This is a genomic window from Streptococcus oralis, from assembly GCF_001578945.1.
GTDB classification, from domain to species: Bacteria; Bacillota; Bacilli; order Lactobacillales; family Streptococcaceae; genus Streptococcus; species Streptococcus oralis_Q.
The window spans coordinates 435724-452969 of sequence record NZ_KQ969550.1 but is presented as its reverse complement, the minus strand read 5'-3'; the positions used below and the strand labels follow the sequence as shown (position 1 = coordinate 452969).

The window sequence follows — 17246 nt, the reverse complement described above, 5'->3', positions numbered from 1 at the left end:
AGATGAAAAAAGTATGGAGCATGTTCGTAGCAGTATCAGCCTTGACCTTAGCCGCTTGTGGAGCAGGCCAATCAAACGCTTCTAATAGTGAAGCAGGTGGTTCTCTAGATAAGAGCCAACAATTGGTTATCTATTCTAACTCTGCCTCTGAAGGCCGCAAGGAATGGATCGAAGAAAAAGCAAAAGCAGCAGGCTACAATATCCAAGTGGTAGACATTCCCGGAGGAGAATTAGTAGACCGCTTGATTGCGGAGAAAAATAATGGGATCGCTGACCTTGTTTATGGTCTCAACAATTTGGAATACAATAAACTAAAAGTGGCAGAACTTCTAGTGAAGTACAATCCTAGTTGGTCTTCTGATGTTGATTTGAGCCTTGGAGATAAGGATGGCTACTTCTATCCAACTGTTGTTCAACCACTGGTTCTAGCAGGAAAACCAGAAGTGACCATGCCAAGTGATTGGACAGACTTGACCGGCAGTCAGTATAAAGGGAAATATGGAATCTTCAGCCTCGGTGGTGGTACTTCTAAAATCATCCTCTCAAGTATCCTTTCACGTTACCAAGACACTAGCGGGGAGCTTGGAGTTTCCAAAGAAGGATGGGATGTAGCTAAAAAGTACATCCAAAATGCCTATATCTATGGCAAGGATGAAAACTATGCAACGACTCTCCTAGAAGGAGACAAGGGAATCGACTACACCATGCTTTGGGGTTCTGGTTTCTTGCAAACAGAAACAGAACGATCCGTCGATCTTCAAGTAATGAGTCCAAAAGTTGGTGTTCCTTTTGTCACAGAGCAAGCTGGAGTGATTGCGTCTTCTAAGAAACAAGAATTGGCCAAAGACTTTATCAACTGGTTTGGTGGTGAAGAAGTACAAGCTGAGTGGAGTCAAAAATTTGGAACCATTCCAGCCAACACAAAAGCACTTGAAAAAGCGTCTGATGCTGTGAAAACCTTTAGAGCAGCAGTCAATCCACAAGAGTTGGACTGGACCTTTATCGCTGAAAATATTGATAAATGGGTCGAAAAAGCAGAACTTGAATTTGTTCAATAGAAATAGCGAGACAGAAACATGATTAAATTTGATACAGTTGAAATTTCCTATGGCGATTTTGTCGCGATTGAAAATCTCAATCTGGAGATCAAAGAAGGTGAATTTTTCACCTTCCTTGGTCCTAGTGGATGTGGAAAATCGACGACCTTGCGGGCCTTAGTTGGATTTTTGACTCCGAGTAAGGGAGCCATTTTGGTAGATAATCAGGACATCACGCATCTAGAACCTGAGAAACGTGGTATTGGGATCGTGTTTCAGTCCTATGCCCTCTTTCCAACCATGACGGTATATGACAATATTGCCTTTGGACTAAAAGTGAAAAAAATCAGCCCAGATATTATCAAGGCCAAGGTTCATGAGGTTGCAGCAAAGATCAAGATTTCCGATCAACAGTTAACGCGCAACGTTTCTGAACTCTCAGGTGGCCAGCAACAACGGGTTGCCTTGGCACGGGCTCTGGTCTTAGAACCAAAAATCTTGTGTTTGGATGAACCCTTGTCAAACTTGGATGCCAAACTCCGGATTGATCTGAGAAAAGAGTTGAAGCGTCTTCAAAAAGAACTCAAAATCACTACGCTTTACGTTACCCATGACCAAGAAGAAGCCCTTACCTTGTCTGATCGCATCGCTGTTTTTAACAATGGTTACATCGAGCAGATTGGCACACCAAAGGAAATCTACAATGCTTCCCAAACACAATTTGTCTGTGAATTTATAGGGGATACCAATGTTCTTTCCAGTCAACTCCTAAAAGAACTCCATCCATCCTTTAAGGACAAGGAAGGTTATATTCGTTTAGAACGGGTTCGCTTTAGTAAAGAAAATGAAAAGGATTTGATGGTTCAGGCCAAGGTTATGGATTTTGAATTTGAAGGTGTCCTCATCAAATATACACTCAAAGTGCAAACAGGAGATGTGATCCATGTTTTGGACAAAAACGATGGCTTCTCCAATAGAAAGATCGGGGACGAAATGACTCTTTACTTGAGCCCTGATGATGTCTTGCAATACTAGGAGGAGGCTATGAAAAAACGAACCATTAACTGGCAACAGCTTCTCGTTAAGCTTGTTCTTTTGTGGATTATTGCTGCCTTTATCGTCTTTCCTAATCTCAACCTTTTAAAAGACGTCTTTTTTAAAGGGGGCAGTCTCACTTTTTCAGCTGTGACCAAGGTTTTTAATTCAGAACGAGCGGTCAACAGCATCATCAATAGTTTTATCTTGGCCGTATCCATGGTTGTTACGGTCAATGTAGTCGGAACCTTAGTCGTTCTCCTGACCGAATATTGGGACATCAAGGGGGCCAAAATTCTTCGCTTAGGTTACATGACTTCCTTGATCTATGGAGGCGTGGTGCTGGTTGCAGGTTACAAGTTTGTCTACGGACCAAAGGGGTTGATGACAGTCTTGTTCCAAACAGTTTTACCCAATCTCGACAATAACTGGTTCCACGGTTACGGGGCAGTGCTCTTTATCATGACCTTTGCCTGTACTTCCAACCATATCATGTTTTTGACCAATGCGGTTCGCTCCCTGGATTACCATACCATCGAAGCAGCCCGCAATATGGGAGCCAAGCCCTCCACGGTTATTTGGAAAATCGTTCTTCCAACCCTAAAACCAACCCTCTTTGCTTTGACCATCCTGACTTTCTTGACAGGTTTGTCTGCTGTTTCTGCACCCTTGATTGTTGGTGGAACGGAGTTTCAAACCATCAACCCGATGATTATTACCTTTGCAAAAACAACGGCTTCTAGGGATATTGCAGCCTTCTTGGCGATTGTTCTTGGGGTTGCAACTATTATATTGCTGGCAATTTTAAATCGTGTGGAACGTGGAGGCAACTATATCTCGGTCAGCAAGACCAAAGCTCGCTTGCACAAGCAAAAGATTACGTCTCCAGTTTGGAATGTCCTAACACACATCTTGGCTTATGTCTTGTTCTTGATCTACATGATGCCGATTGTGCTAGTTATTCTTTACTCCTTTAGCTCTTCGCTTGCCATTAAGACCGGACGTCTAGACCTGTCAGCTCTGACCTTTGACAATTATGCACAGTTGTTTGAAAATTCATCAGCCTTTATGCCTTATTTGGTCAGCTTGGTCTACTCCCTTCTAGCAGCTGTCATTGTAACCTTCCTAGCTATTGTCATAGCTCGGATCGTTCACAAATCTAAGAGCAAGTGGAATATGGTCTTTGAATACGGTGCTTTGCTTCCTTGGGTTCTGCCCGGAACCTTGATTGCAATCGGACTCTTATTCACCTACAATGAGCCAAGATTCTTAGTCTTGAATCAAGTCTTGGTAGGAACCTTAATCATCATGTTGATTGCCTACATCGTCATTAAACTTCCCTTTTCTTATCGGATGATTAAGGCTGTCTTTTTCAGCATTGATGACAATATGGAAGAAGCTGCAAAGAGTATGGGGGCTTCCACCTTCTATACTATGGTGAAGGTCATTATTCCTTTTATCATGCCAACCGTCTTATCGGTTATTGTTCTGAACTTTAATTCCCTCCTAGCGGATTATGATTTATCAGTCTTTCTCTACCATCCGCTCTTCCAACCTTTGGGAATTGTGATCAAGGCGGCGAGTGACGAAACTGCGACTTCCAATGCTCAAGCCATGAGCTTTGTCTACACAGTCGTTTTGATGATTATGTCCTCACTTGCTTTATTTGTTACCCAATATCGAAAGAAAAACTAGAAAGAGGTTCTGTGTGATTGCATTTGATCATACCACCCTCTATTCCATTTTATTTCGTATTTTGCTTTCGGTGATTATTGGTGGCATTATTGGTCTTGAGCGGGGGAGAAAGGCTCAGTCTGCAGGATTTCGGACCTATATCCTCGTCTGTCTCGGCTCAGCTATGGTCATGATGACCAATGAATATGTCATCAGTCAATACGGAACTGGAGACCCGACTCGAATGGGGGCTCAGGTTATCAGTGGCATTGGATTTTTAGGAGCTGGAACCATTCTAGTGACGAAAAATAACCGTGTCAAAGGCTTAACCACTGCTGCGGGGATTTGGACTTCAGCAACGATTGGTCTGGCTATTGGGATTCGCTTTTATAGCGGTGCCATTGCCTGCGCCCTTGCTCTGATTACCATTATGACCATTTTTCAGCCTCTAAAGAGTTATATCCAAAGGCGCTCACGCAAAGTGGAGGTCTACGTGGTATTAACCTCTTTGGAGGCTTTTAACCGTATCTTAATCTACCTCTCAAGCCACCAGATCAAGGTCAATGCTATTCAAAATGGACTGATTGATATTGATACCCTTTATCAAGCCAACCATGATCAGGGTGAGCTGGGTTGCTATTTTTCTCTGACGCTAACAGAAACCTTTAACCATTTGAAATTTATCGAGGAAATCCACCAACAACCCGGTGTAAAATACATTGAAGAAATAAAGGAATAGATGATGAAAATAAATACTATCGTGTTCGACATGGGTAATGTGCTGATTGAGTGGGATTCTGACAAGGTTGTGGCCTTCTTTGAATCTGACTTCGACCGGCAAGCCCAGCTATGAACCGCTATCTTTGAAAGTGGCCTCTGGACCAAGGTGGATCATGGGCTCCTTTCCATAGAAGAAGCAATCAAGTTAGCCTTAGAACAACTCGATGCTTCCTTTTCTCCAACTGTCGCAGCCATCTATCGTAACTGGTACCAGGCTCTGGCCATCAAGCATAAGATGCAGGATTTTGCGCGCTCCTGCAAAGAGCGTGGCTATCAGGTTTATATACTCTCCAATACCTCAGAAGTTTATTACACCTTGGAGCAGGAAGGCTATCTACCGATTCGAGAAGTTCTCGATGGTCGGGTTTTGTCCTTTGAAGAAAAGGTCATGAAACCCGATCAAAAACTCTACCAAATCTTGCTAGATCGCTACCAGTTATCCCCCAAAAGAGCCATTTTTTTAGATGATATTTCTGAAAATCTAAAGGCTGCAGAAGACCTTGGCTTTCATACCCTTCAAGTATCGGATGAAGAGACTGCGATTAAAGAATTAGGGAAATATCTCGAGCGTTTTGGGAAATTTTAAAAATATGATAAAATAAGAAAAAACAACTAAAAGGCGTGATTTATGGTTACGATAAAAGATATCGCAAAGATGGCAGGTGTCTCGCATGGAACTGCCTCCAATGTGCTCAATAAAAAAGGTAATGTTAGTACCAAAAAGATTCAGCTTGTTGAAGCTGCAGCAGCCCAGTTAGGCTACCAATTAAATGCCCAAGCCCAGCTCCTTCGTAAGCGCAATTCGGATCAGATTATCTTGCTCTTGCCAGTGGGTTTAGGAGATAAATACCAAGTATTCTTGGAGATTTTTACCCGTCATTTTTATGCTCAAACCACCCAGGTAGAGCCGATCTATGTGTTTGAGAAAAAAGATGTTGATGCTGTTTTGGAACGCTTGATTGCAAATACGCCCAAGGCCATTGTCTGTTGTGGAGTCCGGCTCAGTCATCAATTTTTGAGTCAACGCAAGCCGGAAAATCTCTATTCAGTGGATTTTTGGGGATCTAAAAAATTAGCTCCCGTCACAAATCTGATCTTCGATCACAGTCAAACTCTTCAGGACTTGTCTGATTTGATGGATCGCTATCAGATAACAGACCTGCATTTTTTGACCCACAAACTGGAGAGGGATCGCCAGTTTATTCATGATTTAGAAAATTACTTGGATCTGGACGAGTCCATTGCAGTGACGCGCTTGCACGATACGGAGATGCTGCTCCCTATCTTTAACTTGCTCAAAAAGGCCAAGGAAAACACCTTGATCCTATCGACAAACGAGACTCTAACTCAGCTCTTGTTAGATGTCCTCAAGTGGAATGGGCTGGATATGAAATTTCATTTGGTGACCATCGGGAGTAAGCAACTCTTTCATGATCCTCAGCTGGATGCAATCGAACTGGATATTGAAAGGGTAGCAGAAAAGTTGGCTCTGATGATTGAGTCTGGCGAAAGACAGAATCAGGAGTTTTTAGTAGAGGGTATTTACCAACAGGATGCTCAAACCCAGTTTCATCCAGGACGGCCAGTCATTCGTCTGTTGACTATTGAGAGTCCTATGACGGAGGCCCTGCGAACTTTGACCGACAAGTACCGCCAAAGTGCTGGAGTTGAGCTTCGAATCGATACCCTTCCTTATCATACTCTCTATGATTTGGTGACCAATCGCTCGCCAAAGTTAGAAAAGTACGACCTTATTCGTCTCGATGTAGCTTGGCTACGAAGCATAGACTTGAGTCTGCTAAAAGGCTTAGATTCAGTTGCTTCGCTGGTAGAGCAGTTTGATTGTGATGTCTTTTCAGAGTATATCTACATTGATGATCAGCTCTACACTTTGCCTTTGGATAGTAGTATGCAGTTGCTCTTTTACCGACGGGATCTCTTTGAAGACACCTTCTTTCAACGGCGTTATTATGAGGAGACTAAAAAGCAGTTTCAACTGCCACAGACTTTTGCAGAGTTTGATGCGCTGACAGCCTTTTTTAGACAGGAAAGTATCCAAAAAGATTATGACCTTTATGGCCATACCATTTCTGATCATAACCCAATTTTGTCTTATAGCGATTTTATCCCACGTTTAAAAGAAAAAATCAAAGACAAACCCTACTCGGAAGCCTTATTTAAGGAAACCCTGGATCAATATGGCAAGAGTCGGGAAACATCCTTGAAGAACTCCGAGGATCATTGGCGACAGGTTGCGGATAATTTTGCCAAGGGGAAGACTGCCATGGAGATTATCTACTCTAACTATGCCTTTCGTTTTTTGGGGGATCAGAGTGTTCTGACCAGTCACATGATTGGAGTAGCTGATTTACCAGGCTCTTCACCCTTGCTAGGAGGTGGTTGCTTAGCTGTTTTAGCCAAGGAAGATACGCACTTGGCAGAAGAATTTCTAAGCTGGCTATACTCGGATCAGGTTCTGCAAATGCTTGCGCATTTAGGTGGTTTTATTGTTACCAAGCAATTATCCCAGAAGATTTCATTGTTAAATAGTTATCCTTGGTTAAAAGACATGACTGAGAAAATGAGTAAGGGCAGTCGCTTTTTGCTGGGAGACTTGCAAATGACCTTTGAAGCAGAGAGAGAAATGGGTGCGCGCGTGACCAACGAACTCGACCGAATGCAGGAGCAAAAGCAAGAGCCTTCGTAAGTTGATTCAAATCAAGAGGGTTGGGAGATCAGCATTTCAGTAAAATAGAGAAAAAATCAAAAGGCTTAACATCAACCGTTTAAGGCGTTGACGTTAAGCCTTATTTTTCATTTACTCGTCTTCTGGATCTCTCTTGGCCTTAGAAATTCGCAGGGTGATGAGAACCTGGATCAGGATGCCAAACAAAAGAGCGTTGATTCCAGCATAGTGCAGGTTCTTTTTCCTTGGGTTTGAGATTTTCAGGGCCGATGGCAGTGAGCCCAGCCTTTCGGGCTTGATTGGCCACGTAGAAGGCTAGAAGTAGGGTGATGATCAGCATCGCGACGGGATAAGCTTGTGCCAGAATCACTGGATAGCGCTCCACAAATGGAAGAGAAAGGAAATTGCCAATCAGCAGGATATAAAAGAGCATCATAAAGGCTCTGTTGCCAATGCGATCTGCTTCCCGCCGTTTTTATTCGTCTAAAGGATCAGAAATTCCGTAAAATCGTTTGATAACTTTGTCTGTAAAGCTTCCTTTCTAGTATTTTGTCGTATTAATTGATATTATTTGGAAAAATTTTTGGGAGACTCTTCTGCCTTCATCCCTTCTCTTCCAAGCTCTGATGCCATCTACGCTACTTTTTACACTCCACATAAAATAATTTGTGGAGTTTTTTCTATAATTAGTAGTTTAAAATATCCTTAAAATAGGAGTATACTAATTATGTAATCGTTATCAAACCTAAAAATTCGATGAAATCAGTTTTTAGGAATAAAATGGGAGGAAATTATGAAAAAGTTTTCAAAAACCTTAAGAGACAACTGGATCTTCCTCTTGATGGTTTTACCAGGTGCCTTGTGGTTGATTCTATTCTTCTACATCCCTGTATTTGGGAACGTGGTTGCTTTCAAGGACTACCATATGACCAGTAATGGTTTCATAGATAGTATCGTAAATAGTAAATGGGTCGGGTTAGATAACTTTAAGTTCTTGTTTAGTTCAAAAGACGCCTTTATCATTACTCGAAATACCGTTCTCTACAACCTTGGCTTTATCTTTATCGGTTTGGTTGTGGCGGTTGGGATTGCCATTATTCTCAGTGAGCTTCGCTCTAAGAGAATGGTTAAAATCTTCCAAACTTCCATGTTGTTCCCTTACTTCTTGTCTTGGGTTATCATCAGTTTCTTTACAGATGCTTTCCTAAACATTGATAAAGGGGTTCTCAATCATCTACTTTCTTCCCTCGGTCTCAAAGAAATTAACTTCTATGCCGACTTAGGAATTTGGCCATATTTGCTTTTGTTCCTAGGGATTTGGAAAGGTTTTGGTTATAGCAGTGTTATGTACTATGCGACCATTATGGGAATTGACCCAACCTACTACGAAGCAGCGACAGTGGATGGAGCTAGCAAATGGCAACGGATTCGCAACGTAACTATTCCACAGTTAACACCACTTGTGACCGTATTGACCATCCTTGCAGTCGGCAATATCTTCCGCGCAGACTTTGGTCTCTTCTACCAAATTCCTCACAATGCAGGACAACTCTACAGTGTAACTAACGTATTGGATGTTTATGTCTATAACGGCTTGACTCAAACAGCCGATATCGGGATGGCGTCCGCAGCCGGTCTGTATCAATCAGTCGTCGGTTTGATTCTGGTGATTCTTTCAAACCTCTGGGCAAGACGAATTGATCCAAACTCAGCCCTATTCTAGAAAGGAGGACGTCATGGCAAAATCAAAAATCGTCAAAGAAAAAATTGATAATGTAGGCATTCACTCCTTTAGTAAAAAAGCAGATATCTTCTTTAGTATTCTTGCAGGTTTGATTGCCCTTTCCTGTATCTTACCTTTCATCTTTGTTATCATGATTTCGATCACAGATGAAACGACTCTTCAACAAGTTGGCTATAGTTTCTTCCCATCTAAATTTGGGCTAGACGGCTTCGTCTTCTTGGGACAATTTAAAGACAAAATTCTCCAATCTCTCTTCATCTCTGTTTTTGTTACAGTAGTGGGAACGGTGACGAACGTCTTTATCACAACGACTTATGCCTATGCAATTTCACGGTCAACCTTTAAATACCGTCGCTTCTTCACCATCTTTGCACTTCTTAGTATGTTGTTCAACGCCGGTTTGGTACCGGGCTATATCGTGGTGACTCAGTTGCTGAACCTTGGTGATACAGTTTGGGCGATGATTATCCCACCGCTTCTCTCTCCATTTAATATCATCTTGATGAGATCCTTCTTTAAAAAGACTATTCCAGAAGCTATTTTGGAATCTGCTCGGATCGATGGTGCTAGTGAAACACGGATTTTCTTCCAGATTTGCTTGCCCTTGTCCCTACCGGGTATTGCGACTATTACCTTACTGACAGCTCTTGGCTTTTGGAATGACTGGTTTAACGCACTTCTCTACATCAAGAGTGATAACCTCTACCCACTCCAATATTTGCTCATGCAAATCCAAAACAATATGGACTACATTTCAAAATCGGTTGGGATATCTAGTCAGATTGCGGTTGCCTTACCAAAAGAAACCGGTCGTATGGCCATGGTGGTTGTTGCCACCCTTCCAATCGCCGTTCTTTACCCATTCTTCCAACGCTACTTTGTAAAAGGTTTGACCATCGGTGGTGTCAAGGAATAGAATTATTTTTGACAAAAAGCGAGCGTTGTGAGTTCGTACTGTCAACAAATTTTATTATCATATCGTTTATAACTTTAAAAATAAAAAAAGGAGTTTTTATCATGAAAAACTGGAAAAAATATGCTTTTGCATCTGCTAGCTTAGTTGCCTTGGCTGCTGGTCTTGCTGCTTGTGGAAACTTGCAAGGAAACAGCAAGAAAGCTGCTGACTCAACTTCAGGCGACAAACCTGTTATCAAAATGTACCAAATCGGTGACAAACCAGACAACTTAGATGAATTGCTAGAAAACGCAAATAAAATCATCGAAGAAAAAGTTGGTGCTAAACTAGATATTCAATACCTTGGATGGGGTGACTATGATAAGAAAATGTCAGTTATCACATCATCTGGTGAAAACTATGATATCGCCTTTGCATCTAACTATGTTGTAAATGCTCAAAAAGGTGCTTATGCTGACTTAACTGATTTGTACAAGAAAGAAGGAGCAGAACTTTACAAAGCACTTGACCCAGCTTACATTAAAGGGAATACTGTAAATGGTAAGATCTATGCTGTTCCAGTAGCGGCTAACGTTGCATCATCACAGAACTTTGCCTTCAACGGAACTCTCCTTGCTAAGTACGGTATCGACATCTCAGGCGTTACTTCATACGAAACACTTGAACCAGTTTTGAAAGAAATCAAAGAAAAGGCTCCAGATGTAACACCATTTGCAGTTACTAAGAACTACATCCCATCAGATAACTTTGACTATCCAGTACCAAATGGACTTCCATTTGTTATCGACCTTGAAGGCGACACTACTAAGATCGTCAACCGTTACGAAGTGCCTCGCTTCAAAGAACACTTGAAGACTCTTCATAAATTCTACGAAGCCGGTTACATTCCAAAAGACGTTGCAACAAGTGACACAACCTTTGACCTTCAACAAGACACCTGGTTCGTTCGTGAAGAAACAGTAGGACCAGCTGACTACGGTAGCAGCCTCCTTTCACGTGTTGCTAACAAAGATATCCAAATCAAACCAATCACAAACTTCATCAAGAAAAACCAAACAACACAGGTTGCTAACTTTGTTATTTCGAACAACTCTAAGAACAAAGAAAAATCAATGGAAGTGTTGAACCTCTTGAACACTAACCCAGAACTCTTGAACGGACTTGTTTATGGTCCAGAAGGCAAGAACTGGGAAAAAGTTGAAGGTAAAGAAAATCGTGTGAAAGTTCTTGACGGATACAAAGGAAACACTCACATGTCAGGTTGGAACACTGGTAACAACTGGATCCTTTACATTAACGAAAACGTTACAGACAAACAAATTGAAGATTCTAAGAAAGAATTGGCAGAAGCTAAAGAATCACCAGCACTTGGATTCATCTTTAACACTGACAATGTAAAATCTGAAATTTCTGCTATCTCTAACACAATGCAACAATTCGATACAGCTATCAACACAGGTACTGTAGACCCAGAAAAAGCAATTCCAGAATTGATGGAAAAATTGAAATCTGAAGGTGCCTACGATAAAGTATTGACCGAAATGCAAAAACAATACGATGAATTTTTGAAAAATAAATAATCAATAGCTCCTGATTGATTTCATGTATTCATTCCTAAAATAAAAATCACTGTTTTCTCCAAACTTATCTGGGGAGGGCGGTGATTTTTTGATAGTTTTTGAATCAATGTGTGCCTAGGAGTGGTATTTATTGGATTTTTACTACTTTTCTATTTTCTCCAATACTGAACTAAGGACGATTTACAAGGAGCTCCTTTTGATTTTAACCAAACTCTCATACGTTTTATATGATACTTCTCATTATAGGTCTTACAGGTTTTTTCCACAACAAAGGAAGCTCTATCATTCTTAGGGGGTCTTTACCTACTATTGAAATGATGGATTATTTCTTGAGCGTTCAATGCAGAAATAGATTTTCTGGAAAATTTGTAAAACTTAGGATTTGTTTCGAATAATATAAGTGAGAGGTAAAAATAATTCTACAACTCATATCATAGAAAGGAGAAATTGAAATGAAAGTAATTAAATCATTATTCAAACGCCATACTTTTAACTTTGGCATTATGAGCATCAGCTACAAAGTCAACTACCGTGTGACTATTTAGTGAGTGCTTGATAACGAGTCGAATATGATTGGTTATCAATAAGATAAGATGTGATTGTAATCTTGTCTTATTGATGATTCGATAGGAGGTAAAATGATGAAAAAAATGATGATTCCAATTTTTAAAAGTATTTGGTCCAAACGAGAGATTCTCTTTCTACTGGCCTTTTCCTTCCTTCCCTTCGTAATCCCCTTCTTAACTAGTAGCCCGGATATGGAAGCTTTCTATGCGACAAACGCTTCTGGTAGTTTTAGCTCCTTTCTTAGTATCGTTCTTCAGTCGCAATTCAAGTTGGTTCTTCCGTCCCTTGTATTGTCCTATCTTGTTTACGAAGTCTTTCGTGAAGAGTTTCGTTCGGGGATCCTATTTCTATACAAGGATTTGAGTCGCTCTGCTATTTTTAATATCAAACTCCTTTCCGTGATACTAATTTATGTTCTTTATACGATGCTTAGTGTTCTCACTAGTTTTCTTAGTTACTGTTTGTTTTTTAATCAGACAATTACTTGGCTATCAGATTCCCTTCTTTTACAGAGAGAGCTACTTGATCTCCTTAGTACTATTAGTCTTAATGTTTTAACCATTCTAGCGGCAACTTGGCTGTCTTTGAGACATAATCGTGCTCTAACGGTTCTCGTCAACAGCTGCCTTGTCTTGCTGTCAGCGATTGCTCCTAGACTGGAATATCTCAGTTATCTCTTTCCTAATGGATATGTCACGAAGATTTCTGATATTGGCTTTGGATGGACTTCTTTTCTGGCACTCATGGTTAGTATTCTTTACGGACTTTTCTTTTATAGAGGAAGTCGCAAGAACTTTTCAAGGATGGAGTTTTAGAGTATGAATCAACAAGAAAAAATGGGGACTCTTATTTCCTTTGCAGGTGTTTTGATGGGAGCGGTTGTTTTGTATAGCCTTGGAATGACAGGGCTGGTTCTGGTAAAGTCCAATCATTTAGTTTCAAACTACTTTTATTTTTTACTCTTTCTCATGCCTCCTTGCTTTATCATTTTGCCCAATCTTATCTCAAAAAGATGCGACTTATATTCCAAGAAGTTAGAAGTTAGTTTTTCCTTGAAACAGTTTCTAGTTTTGTTTTTAATGCTATTTGCAATCAATCATTTTGTGATAAAGGGAGAGGAATTCTGGCATCAAATGCTGATTGCTACATGTGAAGAGTTCTTGTTTCGTTATTGTCTTTATCACATCTTGAGAAAAAATTTTTCTAAATTTACTTCTTTGTTGCTATGCTCACTGGCTTTTGGGCTCATCCTTCATCTTAATTATAGCTTATTAGACAATCTATTCATTCGTAGTTCAGTTGGCTTTCTATTAGGATCCATTAGTTTACGCTTTGGCTTACAGGCTTCGATTATTAGTCATTGGTTTTTGAACCTGCTTGCTGCTATCTTTTCTTAAAGGAGAAATCAGATGTTACTTTTATTATCGTTCGTTTATTACTTGGTATCAACAGCTATAATGCTGGTCTTGTTACCCTCCTTACCTCTTCCAGTCCTTGCCCTAGTCTTTTACCTTTTCCCCTTACTTCTCAATACCTATGTCTTACAAAAGGGGCGTCATCAGAAAGAATTGCTTTTCAATGGTCTTTCCTTGGCAAGCTTATCCTTCTTATCCTACCTAGTTTTTGCTTTTTTAGCTGAAAAATTCTCCCTTTGGGCCTCGTTTGTAGCCCGTAATACAATTGCGACAGAAGAGATGACAGTACAGATTGCAGAATCTCCCCTAGCTCTTTCTCAACTTACTTTTGTGTTCATCCTATATATTGTTATTTCAGTCGTTAACTACTATGTTAAACTACAAAAGATGAAAAAGGAGAAACAAAATGCTCAGTATTCAGCAACTATCTAAGCAATTTGCAGGAAATGATTTTTACTCTTTATCGGATGTCACGCTTGAGATTGAAAAGGGAGAGATTGTTGGTTTAGTTGGTAAAAATGGCGCAGGAAAGTCGACCTTGATGAAGTTGATTGCCAAATCTCTCAAACCTAGTCAGGGAACAATTTATTATAAGGGAGTGGATATCCAGTCGAAACATCATATTTTACAAGATGTTGGTATCATGATTGAGCCTGTATTTTATCCGGATCTAACAGTGGAGGAGAACTTAAAATTTTATCTCACTCTTCACAATCAAGAGGAGAAATTCACAAACATCGAAGAGACTCTCAAATTGGTTGAACTTTGGGAAGTTCGGAAACGAAAACCCAAAAGTTTCTCCTTTGGGATGAAGCAACGCACAGCACTTGCGATTGCCCTTGTTTCTGAGCCAGAATTTCTTATTTTGGATGAGCCTTTTGTAGGGCTAGATCCAGTTGGTGTTCAAAAATTGATTACCATTCTAAAGGAATGGGCGACAGAGAGACAAATTTCAATGCTCATTTCTAGTCATCAATTAAGTGAATTGGAAGCCCTTTGTGATCGCTATTTGTATATTGAGTCAGGGCGTTTGGTGGATCAGTTTGCTCATTCAAATGGTGCTAGTCTTTTAATTACATTAACAGAAGAAGCGGATAGAGAAATTCTTGAGACCTTTCTTTCAGATACTATTTCACTCAAAGAAGACACGATTGAAGTTGCGACTTCCTGTCCATCAGTTACCTTGAATCGCCTCTTTCGTCAATTAGGTGAAAAGGATTGGATTTCCTCAATTGGGTTGAAGGAAAACCAATTAAAAGAGATTTTCCTAAAAGGAGACTAAGATGAATTCGATTTTCAAAGCTGTATTTGCAACAACCTGGAAACGGAAGGAAAGCAAACTTTTCTTGGTTTTTAGTTTGATGCCTTTCCTTTATCTCATGACAACTTTTATGAAAACAAGTTTTATGAACATAATCCCTACAGAAGCAAACCTACAGTTTAGTTTTTTAGAGATGTACGATGGGATTTTTAATCTGACCTTCAACTCAACCTTGCCGAGCCTAGCCCTGTTTCTATTAGTTTTATCCGTTTTTAAAAAAGAAATCCAGGAGCATCAGCTCTTTCTCTATAAGGACATTGAAAGAGGAAAAATTTTAGTTGCAAAATTGATGAGCCTACTACTAATCTTGGTCATCTATTTGTTGCTCTTTAGCATCTGTATGGCAGGAGTCTACTATTTAAGGGTGGTACACCTACCTTATGGCTCGGGAGAATTGCTGGGAACAGAAGGTCTTCTTGCACTTTTTTCAGTATTCGGAACCATGATGGTGCAGGTTACCTATGTATTTGCCTTAACCTTATTCTCTTTTTTGATGAGTCCCGTTGCAGGAATGATCAGTGGGATTGGGCTAGTCGTGATTAGTACTGTTCTACCTTTGTTGGGTCAAGTGGGGTTTCTTTTTCCAAGTGGCTATCGCCTTCTAGCTGAAAAGGGTGAGTTTACATTGGCTTATCTGGGTTGCACAACTGTAACTCTTTGTATCCTTCTTCCTTGCTTTTGGATGAGTCTCAACAAATTTAGAAAGGTAGAATTTTAGATGGAGAATCAGGCTTTATTTTATCGCGCGCTATTTCAATGTTTAGACAAATTCAAGTTTTTTAGTGGTTTAATCCTCGGTTTTGTCGGAGCAAGTTTAGGATTGATGATTCCACAAGTCATCGGAAGAATGGTAGAACCTTCGTTTTTACAGTGGCTTCTGTCAAATCCTTGGATGCTTTTCTTTCTCCCCTTGTTTTTTATTTTTGTCTACTCTTTACAGTCTTTATCTTCGTATTTATTAGGCAGGAGTGGAAATGAAGCAATGAAGAACATGCAACTTCAATTGCATCAAAAGCTCTTATCCCTTCCTCTTGAAACGATTGAAAAGTACCAAGCAGGTGATTTGGCAAGTAGACTGACCAATGATATGTCGGTAGTGCTACGCCTAGTTGCAATTACCTTGCCACAAGTGTTACTAAACTTATTTCTTGTAATAGGCACTTTTTACTTTCTCTTTTCCATCCATCTCTTTTTAACATTGGGGAGTCTTGTTTTAATTGCTTGCTTAGTGCTTGTATCCCTTCCTATAGATCAAAAGTTAGAGATTTATTTTTTAAGACACCAGGAACTCTTAGGAAACCTAACAGGAAAATTGAGTCATAAATTTTCACGGATGCAATTGATAAAATCACTAAAGGGAGAAGTAGACGAGAAAGAGCAGTTTTCTAAAATGGCGCAGAATTTGTCTGTCAATTTTAGGAGAATTTTAAGGCTGACTTCTTTTCAAAATACCTTGTTGAGTAGTTTAGTTATGTGTTTGATTTTAGGGATTATCGCCCTAGCTACCTGGCAAGTTCAAAATGGTTTTATGACGATGGTAGCTTTAACGACTTTTGTGTTATATGTCATGCAGCTATTAGAACCAGTTTCAGAACTCATGCACTCACTGGATGATCTGGCAGAGGTGCGAGGGGTAGCAGTACGCATTTCAGAGTTGCAGAATCTCTCAAGAGAGGAGGAACCTCCTTCTCAGATTTCTCAAAATTCGGATTTGTCAATTTCGCTGAAGAATCTTTCTTTTTCTTATCAAAACAAGGGAAATCCGACCTTAAAGAATGTAACTGTCCAGCTACCATTTGGAAAACAAATTGCTCTTATTGAACCGAGTGGTTCTGGGAAAACGACCCTGTTTTCGTTATTAATGAAATTTTATTCCTATGAACACGGGGAAATTTTCATCGGAAAGCACTCTCTCAAGTCCCTTTCTACTGAGGAAGTTAGACAGAAGATTAGTTATGTTTCTCAAACCAACACTCTGTTCCAAGGAACTATCAGAGAAAATTTGTGCTATGGGAAAAATAGGAATGTATCGAAAGAGCGTTTAGAATTTGTTTTAGAGAAATTAGAGTTGTTAGACCTAGTAAATCAACTACCAAATGGTTTAGATACACCCATACTAGATGGAGAGCAGGGATTGTCTGAAGGGCAGAAGCAACGATTTACGATTGCGCGTACTCTAATGGTTCCTGCTGAAATTTATCTGCTGGACGAAATCACTGCAAGCTTGGACTCTGTCACAGAGAGAGTGATCATGAAGGCAATTAGAGAATTAACGGCTGGAAAAACTTGCATTACCATTGCTCATCGCTTGGCTACGATTCAAGATGCAGAACTCATCTTGGTGTTAAATGAAGGAGGAGTTTTAGAAGACCAGGGAAGTCACGAGGAACTTTTTATTAGAAATCAATTGTATCGAACTTCTACTGAGATGATGAGGGAAAATAAACTAAAAATGGCTAGTTAGCTTCTTTTAGAAACTTCCGGTCAAATA

The 17246-nt window shown here is 40.1% G+C and carries 15 protein-coding genes and 1 pseudogene; 15 read left to right on the top strand and 1 reads right to left on the bottom strand.

What is annotated here, in order from left to right; genetic code table 11:
* The first annotated feature begins 2 nt into the window (after nucleotides 1-2).
* From SORDD16_RS02080 to SORDD16_RS02055, 6 genes are all read left to right on the top strand, one after another.
* Nucleotides 3-1058 (top strand): extracellular solute-binding protein, encoded by a 1056-nt coding sequence (locus SORDD16_RS02080; RefSeq protein WP_061452177.1) that lies wholly within the window; start codon nucleotides 3-5, stop codon nucleotides 1056-1058.
* Nucleotides 1059-1076: 18 nt separating this feature from the next.
* Nucleotides 1077-2072 carry an ABC transporter ATP-binding protein gene (locus SORDD16_RS02075; protein ID WP_061452176.1) on the top strand — a complete coding sequence of 332 codons (996 nt, stop codon included), beginning with the start codon at nucleotides 1077-1079 and terminating at the stop codon, nucleotides 2070-2072.
* A 9-nt stretch (nucleotides 2073-2081) separates the two neighbouring features.
* Nucleotides 2082-3767: an ABC transporter permease gene (locus SORDD16_RS02070; RefSeq protein ID WP_061452175.1), complete on the top strand. Its 1686-nt coding sequence runs from the start codon at nucleotides 2082-2084 to the stop codon at nucleotides 3765-3767.
* Between the two features lie 13 nt (nucleotides 3768-3780).
* A complete protein-coding gene (locus SORDD16_RS02065) occupies nucleotides 3781-4485 on the top strand; it encodes an MgtC/SapB family protein (RefSeq protein WP_061452174.1) in 705 nt (234 codons plus the stop codon).
* Nucleotides 4486-4632: 147 nt separating this feature from the next.
* Nucleotides 4633-5112, top strand: a complete 480-nt coding sequence (locus SORDD16_RS02060) for an HAD family hydrolase (RefSeq protein WP_164966470.1) — start codon at nucleotides 4633-4635, stop codon at nucleotides 5110-5112.
* Nucleotides 5113-5154: 42 nt separating this feature from the next.
* A complete protein-coding gene (locus SORDD16_RS02055) occupies nucleotides 5155-7233 on the top strand; it encodes an extracellular solute-binding protein (RefSeq protein ID WP_061452173.1) in 2079 nt (692 codons plus the stop codon).
* A gap of 111 nt (nucleotides 7234-7344) precedes the next feature.
* Here the strand turns inward: SORDD16_RS02055 and SORDD16_RS02050 are convergent.
* Nucleotides 7345-7729: pseudogene (locus tag SORDD16_RS02050) on the bottom strand (DUF3278 domain-containing protein).
* Nucleotides 7730-8005: 276 nt separating this feature from the next.
* Between SORDD16_RS02050 and SORDD16_RS02045 the strand changes: the two are divergent.
* The 9 genes from SORDD16_RS02045 (at nucleotide 8006) to SORDD16_RS02005 (ending at nucleotide 17219) form a co-directional block, all read left to right on the top strand.
* Complete coding sequence (locus SORDD16_RS02045; RefSeq protein WP_061452171.1) at nucleotides 8006-8935, top strand: ABC transporter permease; 930 nt, start codon at nucleotides 8006-8008, stop codon at nucleotides 8933-8935.
* A 13-nt stretch (nucleotides 8936-8948) separates the two neighbouring features.
* Nucleotides 8949-9872 (top strand): carbohydrate ABC transporter permease, encoded by a 924-nt coding sequence (locus SORDD16_RS02040; RefSeq protein WP_061452170.1) that lies wholly within the window; start codon nucleotides 8949-8951, stop codon nucleotides 9870-9872.
* Nucleotides 9873-9973: 101 nt separating this feature from the next.
* Nucleotides 9974-11452, top strand: a complete 1479-nt coding sequence (locus tag SORDD16_RS02035; RefSeq protein ID WP_061452169.1) for an ABC transporter substrate-binding protein — start codon at nucleotides 9974-9976, stop codon at nucleotides 11450-11452.
* A 638-nt stretch (nucleotides 11453-12090) separates the two neighbouring features.
* Nucleotides 12091-12834, top strand: coding sequence for a hypothetical protein (locus SORDD16_RS02030; RefSeq protein ID WP_061452168.1), 744 nt, complete (start codon nucleotides 12091-12093; stop codon nucleotides 12832-12834).
* A gap of 3 nt (nucleotides 12835-12837) precedes the next feature.
* Nucleotides 12838-13416, top strand: a complete 579-nt coding sequence (locus SORDD16_RS02025) for a CPBP family intramembrane glutamic endopeptidase (protein WP_061452167.1) — start codon at nucleotides 12838-12840, stop codon at nucleotides 13414-13416.
* A 12-nt stretch (nucleotides 13417-13428) separates the two neighbouring features.
* The gene (locus SORDD16_RS02020) at nucleotides 13429-13866 is read left to right on the top strand and encodes an Msa family membrane protein (protein WP_061452166.1); all 438 of its coding nucleotides are present in this window, start codon (nucleotides 13429-13431) and stop codon (nucleotides 13864-13866) included.
* Nucleotides 13841-14716 carry an ABC transporter ATP-binding protein gene (locus tag SORDD16_RS02015; RefSeq protein ID WP_061452165.1) on the top strand — a complete coding sequence of 292 codons (876 nt, stop codon included), beginning with the start codon at nucleotides 13841-13843 and terminating at the stop codon, nucleotides 14714-14716. The genes SORDD16_RS02020 and SORDD16_RS02015 overlap by 26 nt, the downstream gene beginning before the upstream one ends.
* A gap of 1 nt (nucleotide 14717) precedes the next feature.
* Nucleotides 14718-15473, top strand: coding sequence for a hypothetical protein (locus SORDD16_RS02010; protein ID WP_061452164.1), 756 nt, complete (start codon nucleotides 14718-14720; stop codon nucleotides 15471-15473).
* Entirely contained in the window at nucleotides 15474-17219 is a 1746-nt protein-coding gene (locus SORDD16_RS02005) for an ABC transporter ATP-binding protein (protein WP_061452163.1), read from the top strand.
* Nucleotides 17220-17246 lie beyond the last annotated feature (27 nt).

Coding starts and splice junctions, on each gene's coding strand:
- SORDD16_RS02080 (WP_061452177.1), top strand. CDS start 3: ATGAAAAAAGTATGGAGCATGTTCGTAGCAGTATCAGCCTTGACCTTA.
- SORDD16_RS02075 (WP_061452176.1), top strand. CDS start 1,077: ATGATTAAATTTGATACAGTTGAAATTTCCTATGGCGATTTTGTCGCG.
- SORDD16_RS02070 (WP_061452175.1), top strand. CDS start 2,082: ATGAAAAAACGAACCATTAACTGGCAACAGCTTCTCGTTAAGCTTGTT.
- SORDD16_RS02055 (WP_061452173.1), top strand. CDS start 5,155: ATGGTTACGATAAAAGATATCGCAAAGATGGCAGGTGTCTCGCATGGA.
- SORDD16_RS02045 (WP_061452171.1), top strand. CDS start 8,006: ATGAAAAAGTTTTCAAAAACCTTAAGAGACAACTGGATCTTCCTCTTG.
- SORDD16_RS02040 (WP_061452170.1), top strand. CDS start 8,949: ATGGCAAAATCAAAAATCGTCAAAGAAAAAATTGATAATGTAGGCATT.
- SORDD16_RS02035 (WP_061452169.1), top strand. CDS start 9,974: ATGAAAAACTGGAAAAAATATGCTTTTGCATCTGCTAGCTTAGTTGCC.
- SORDD16_RS02030 (WP_061452168.1), top strand. CDS start 12,091: ATGATGAAAAAAATGATGATTCCAATTTTTAAAAGTATTTGGTCCAAA.
- SORDD16_RS02025 (WP_061452167.1), top strand. CDS start 12,838: ATGAATCAACAAGAAAAAATGGGGACTCTTATTTCCTTTGCAGGTGTT.
- SORDD16_RS02020 (WP_061452166.1), top strand. CDS start 13,429: ATGTTACTTTTATTATCGTTCGTTTATTACTTGGTATCAACAGCTATA.
- SORDD16_RS02015 (WP_061452165.1), top strand. CDS start 13,841: ATGCTCAGTATTCAGCAACTATCTAAGCAATTTGCAGGAAATGATTTT.
- SORDD16_RS02010 (WP_061452164.1), top strand. CDS start 14,718: ATGAATTCGATTTTCAAAGCTGTATTTGCAACAACCTGGAAACGGAAG.
- SORDD16_RS02005 (WP_061452163.1), top strand. CDS start 15,474: ATGGAGAATCAGGCTTTATTTTATCGCGCGCTATTTCAATGTTTAGAC.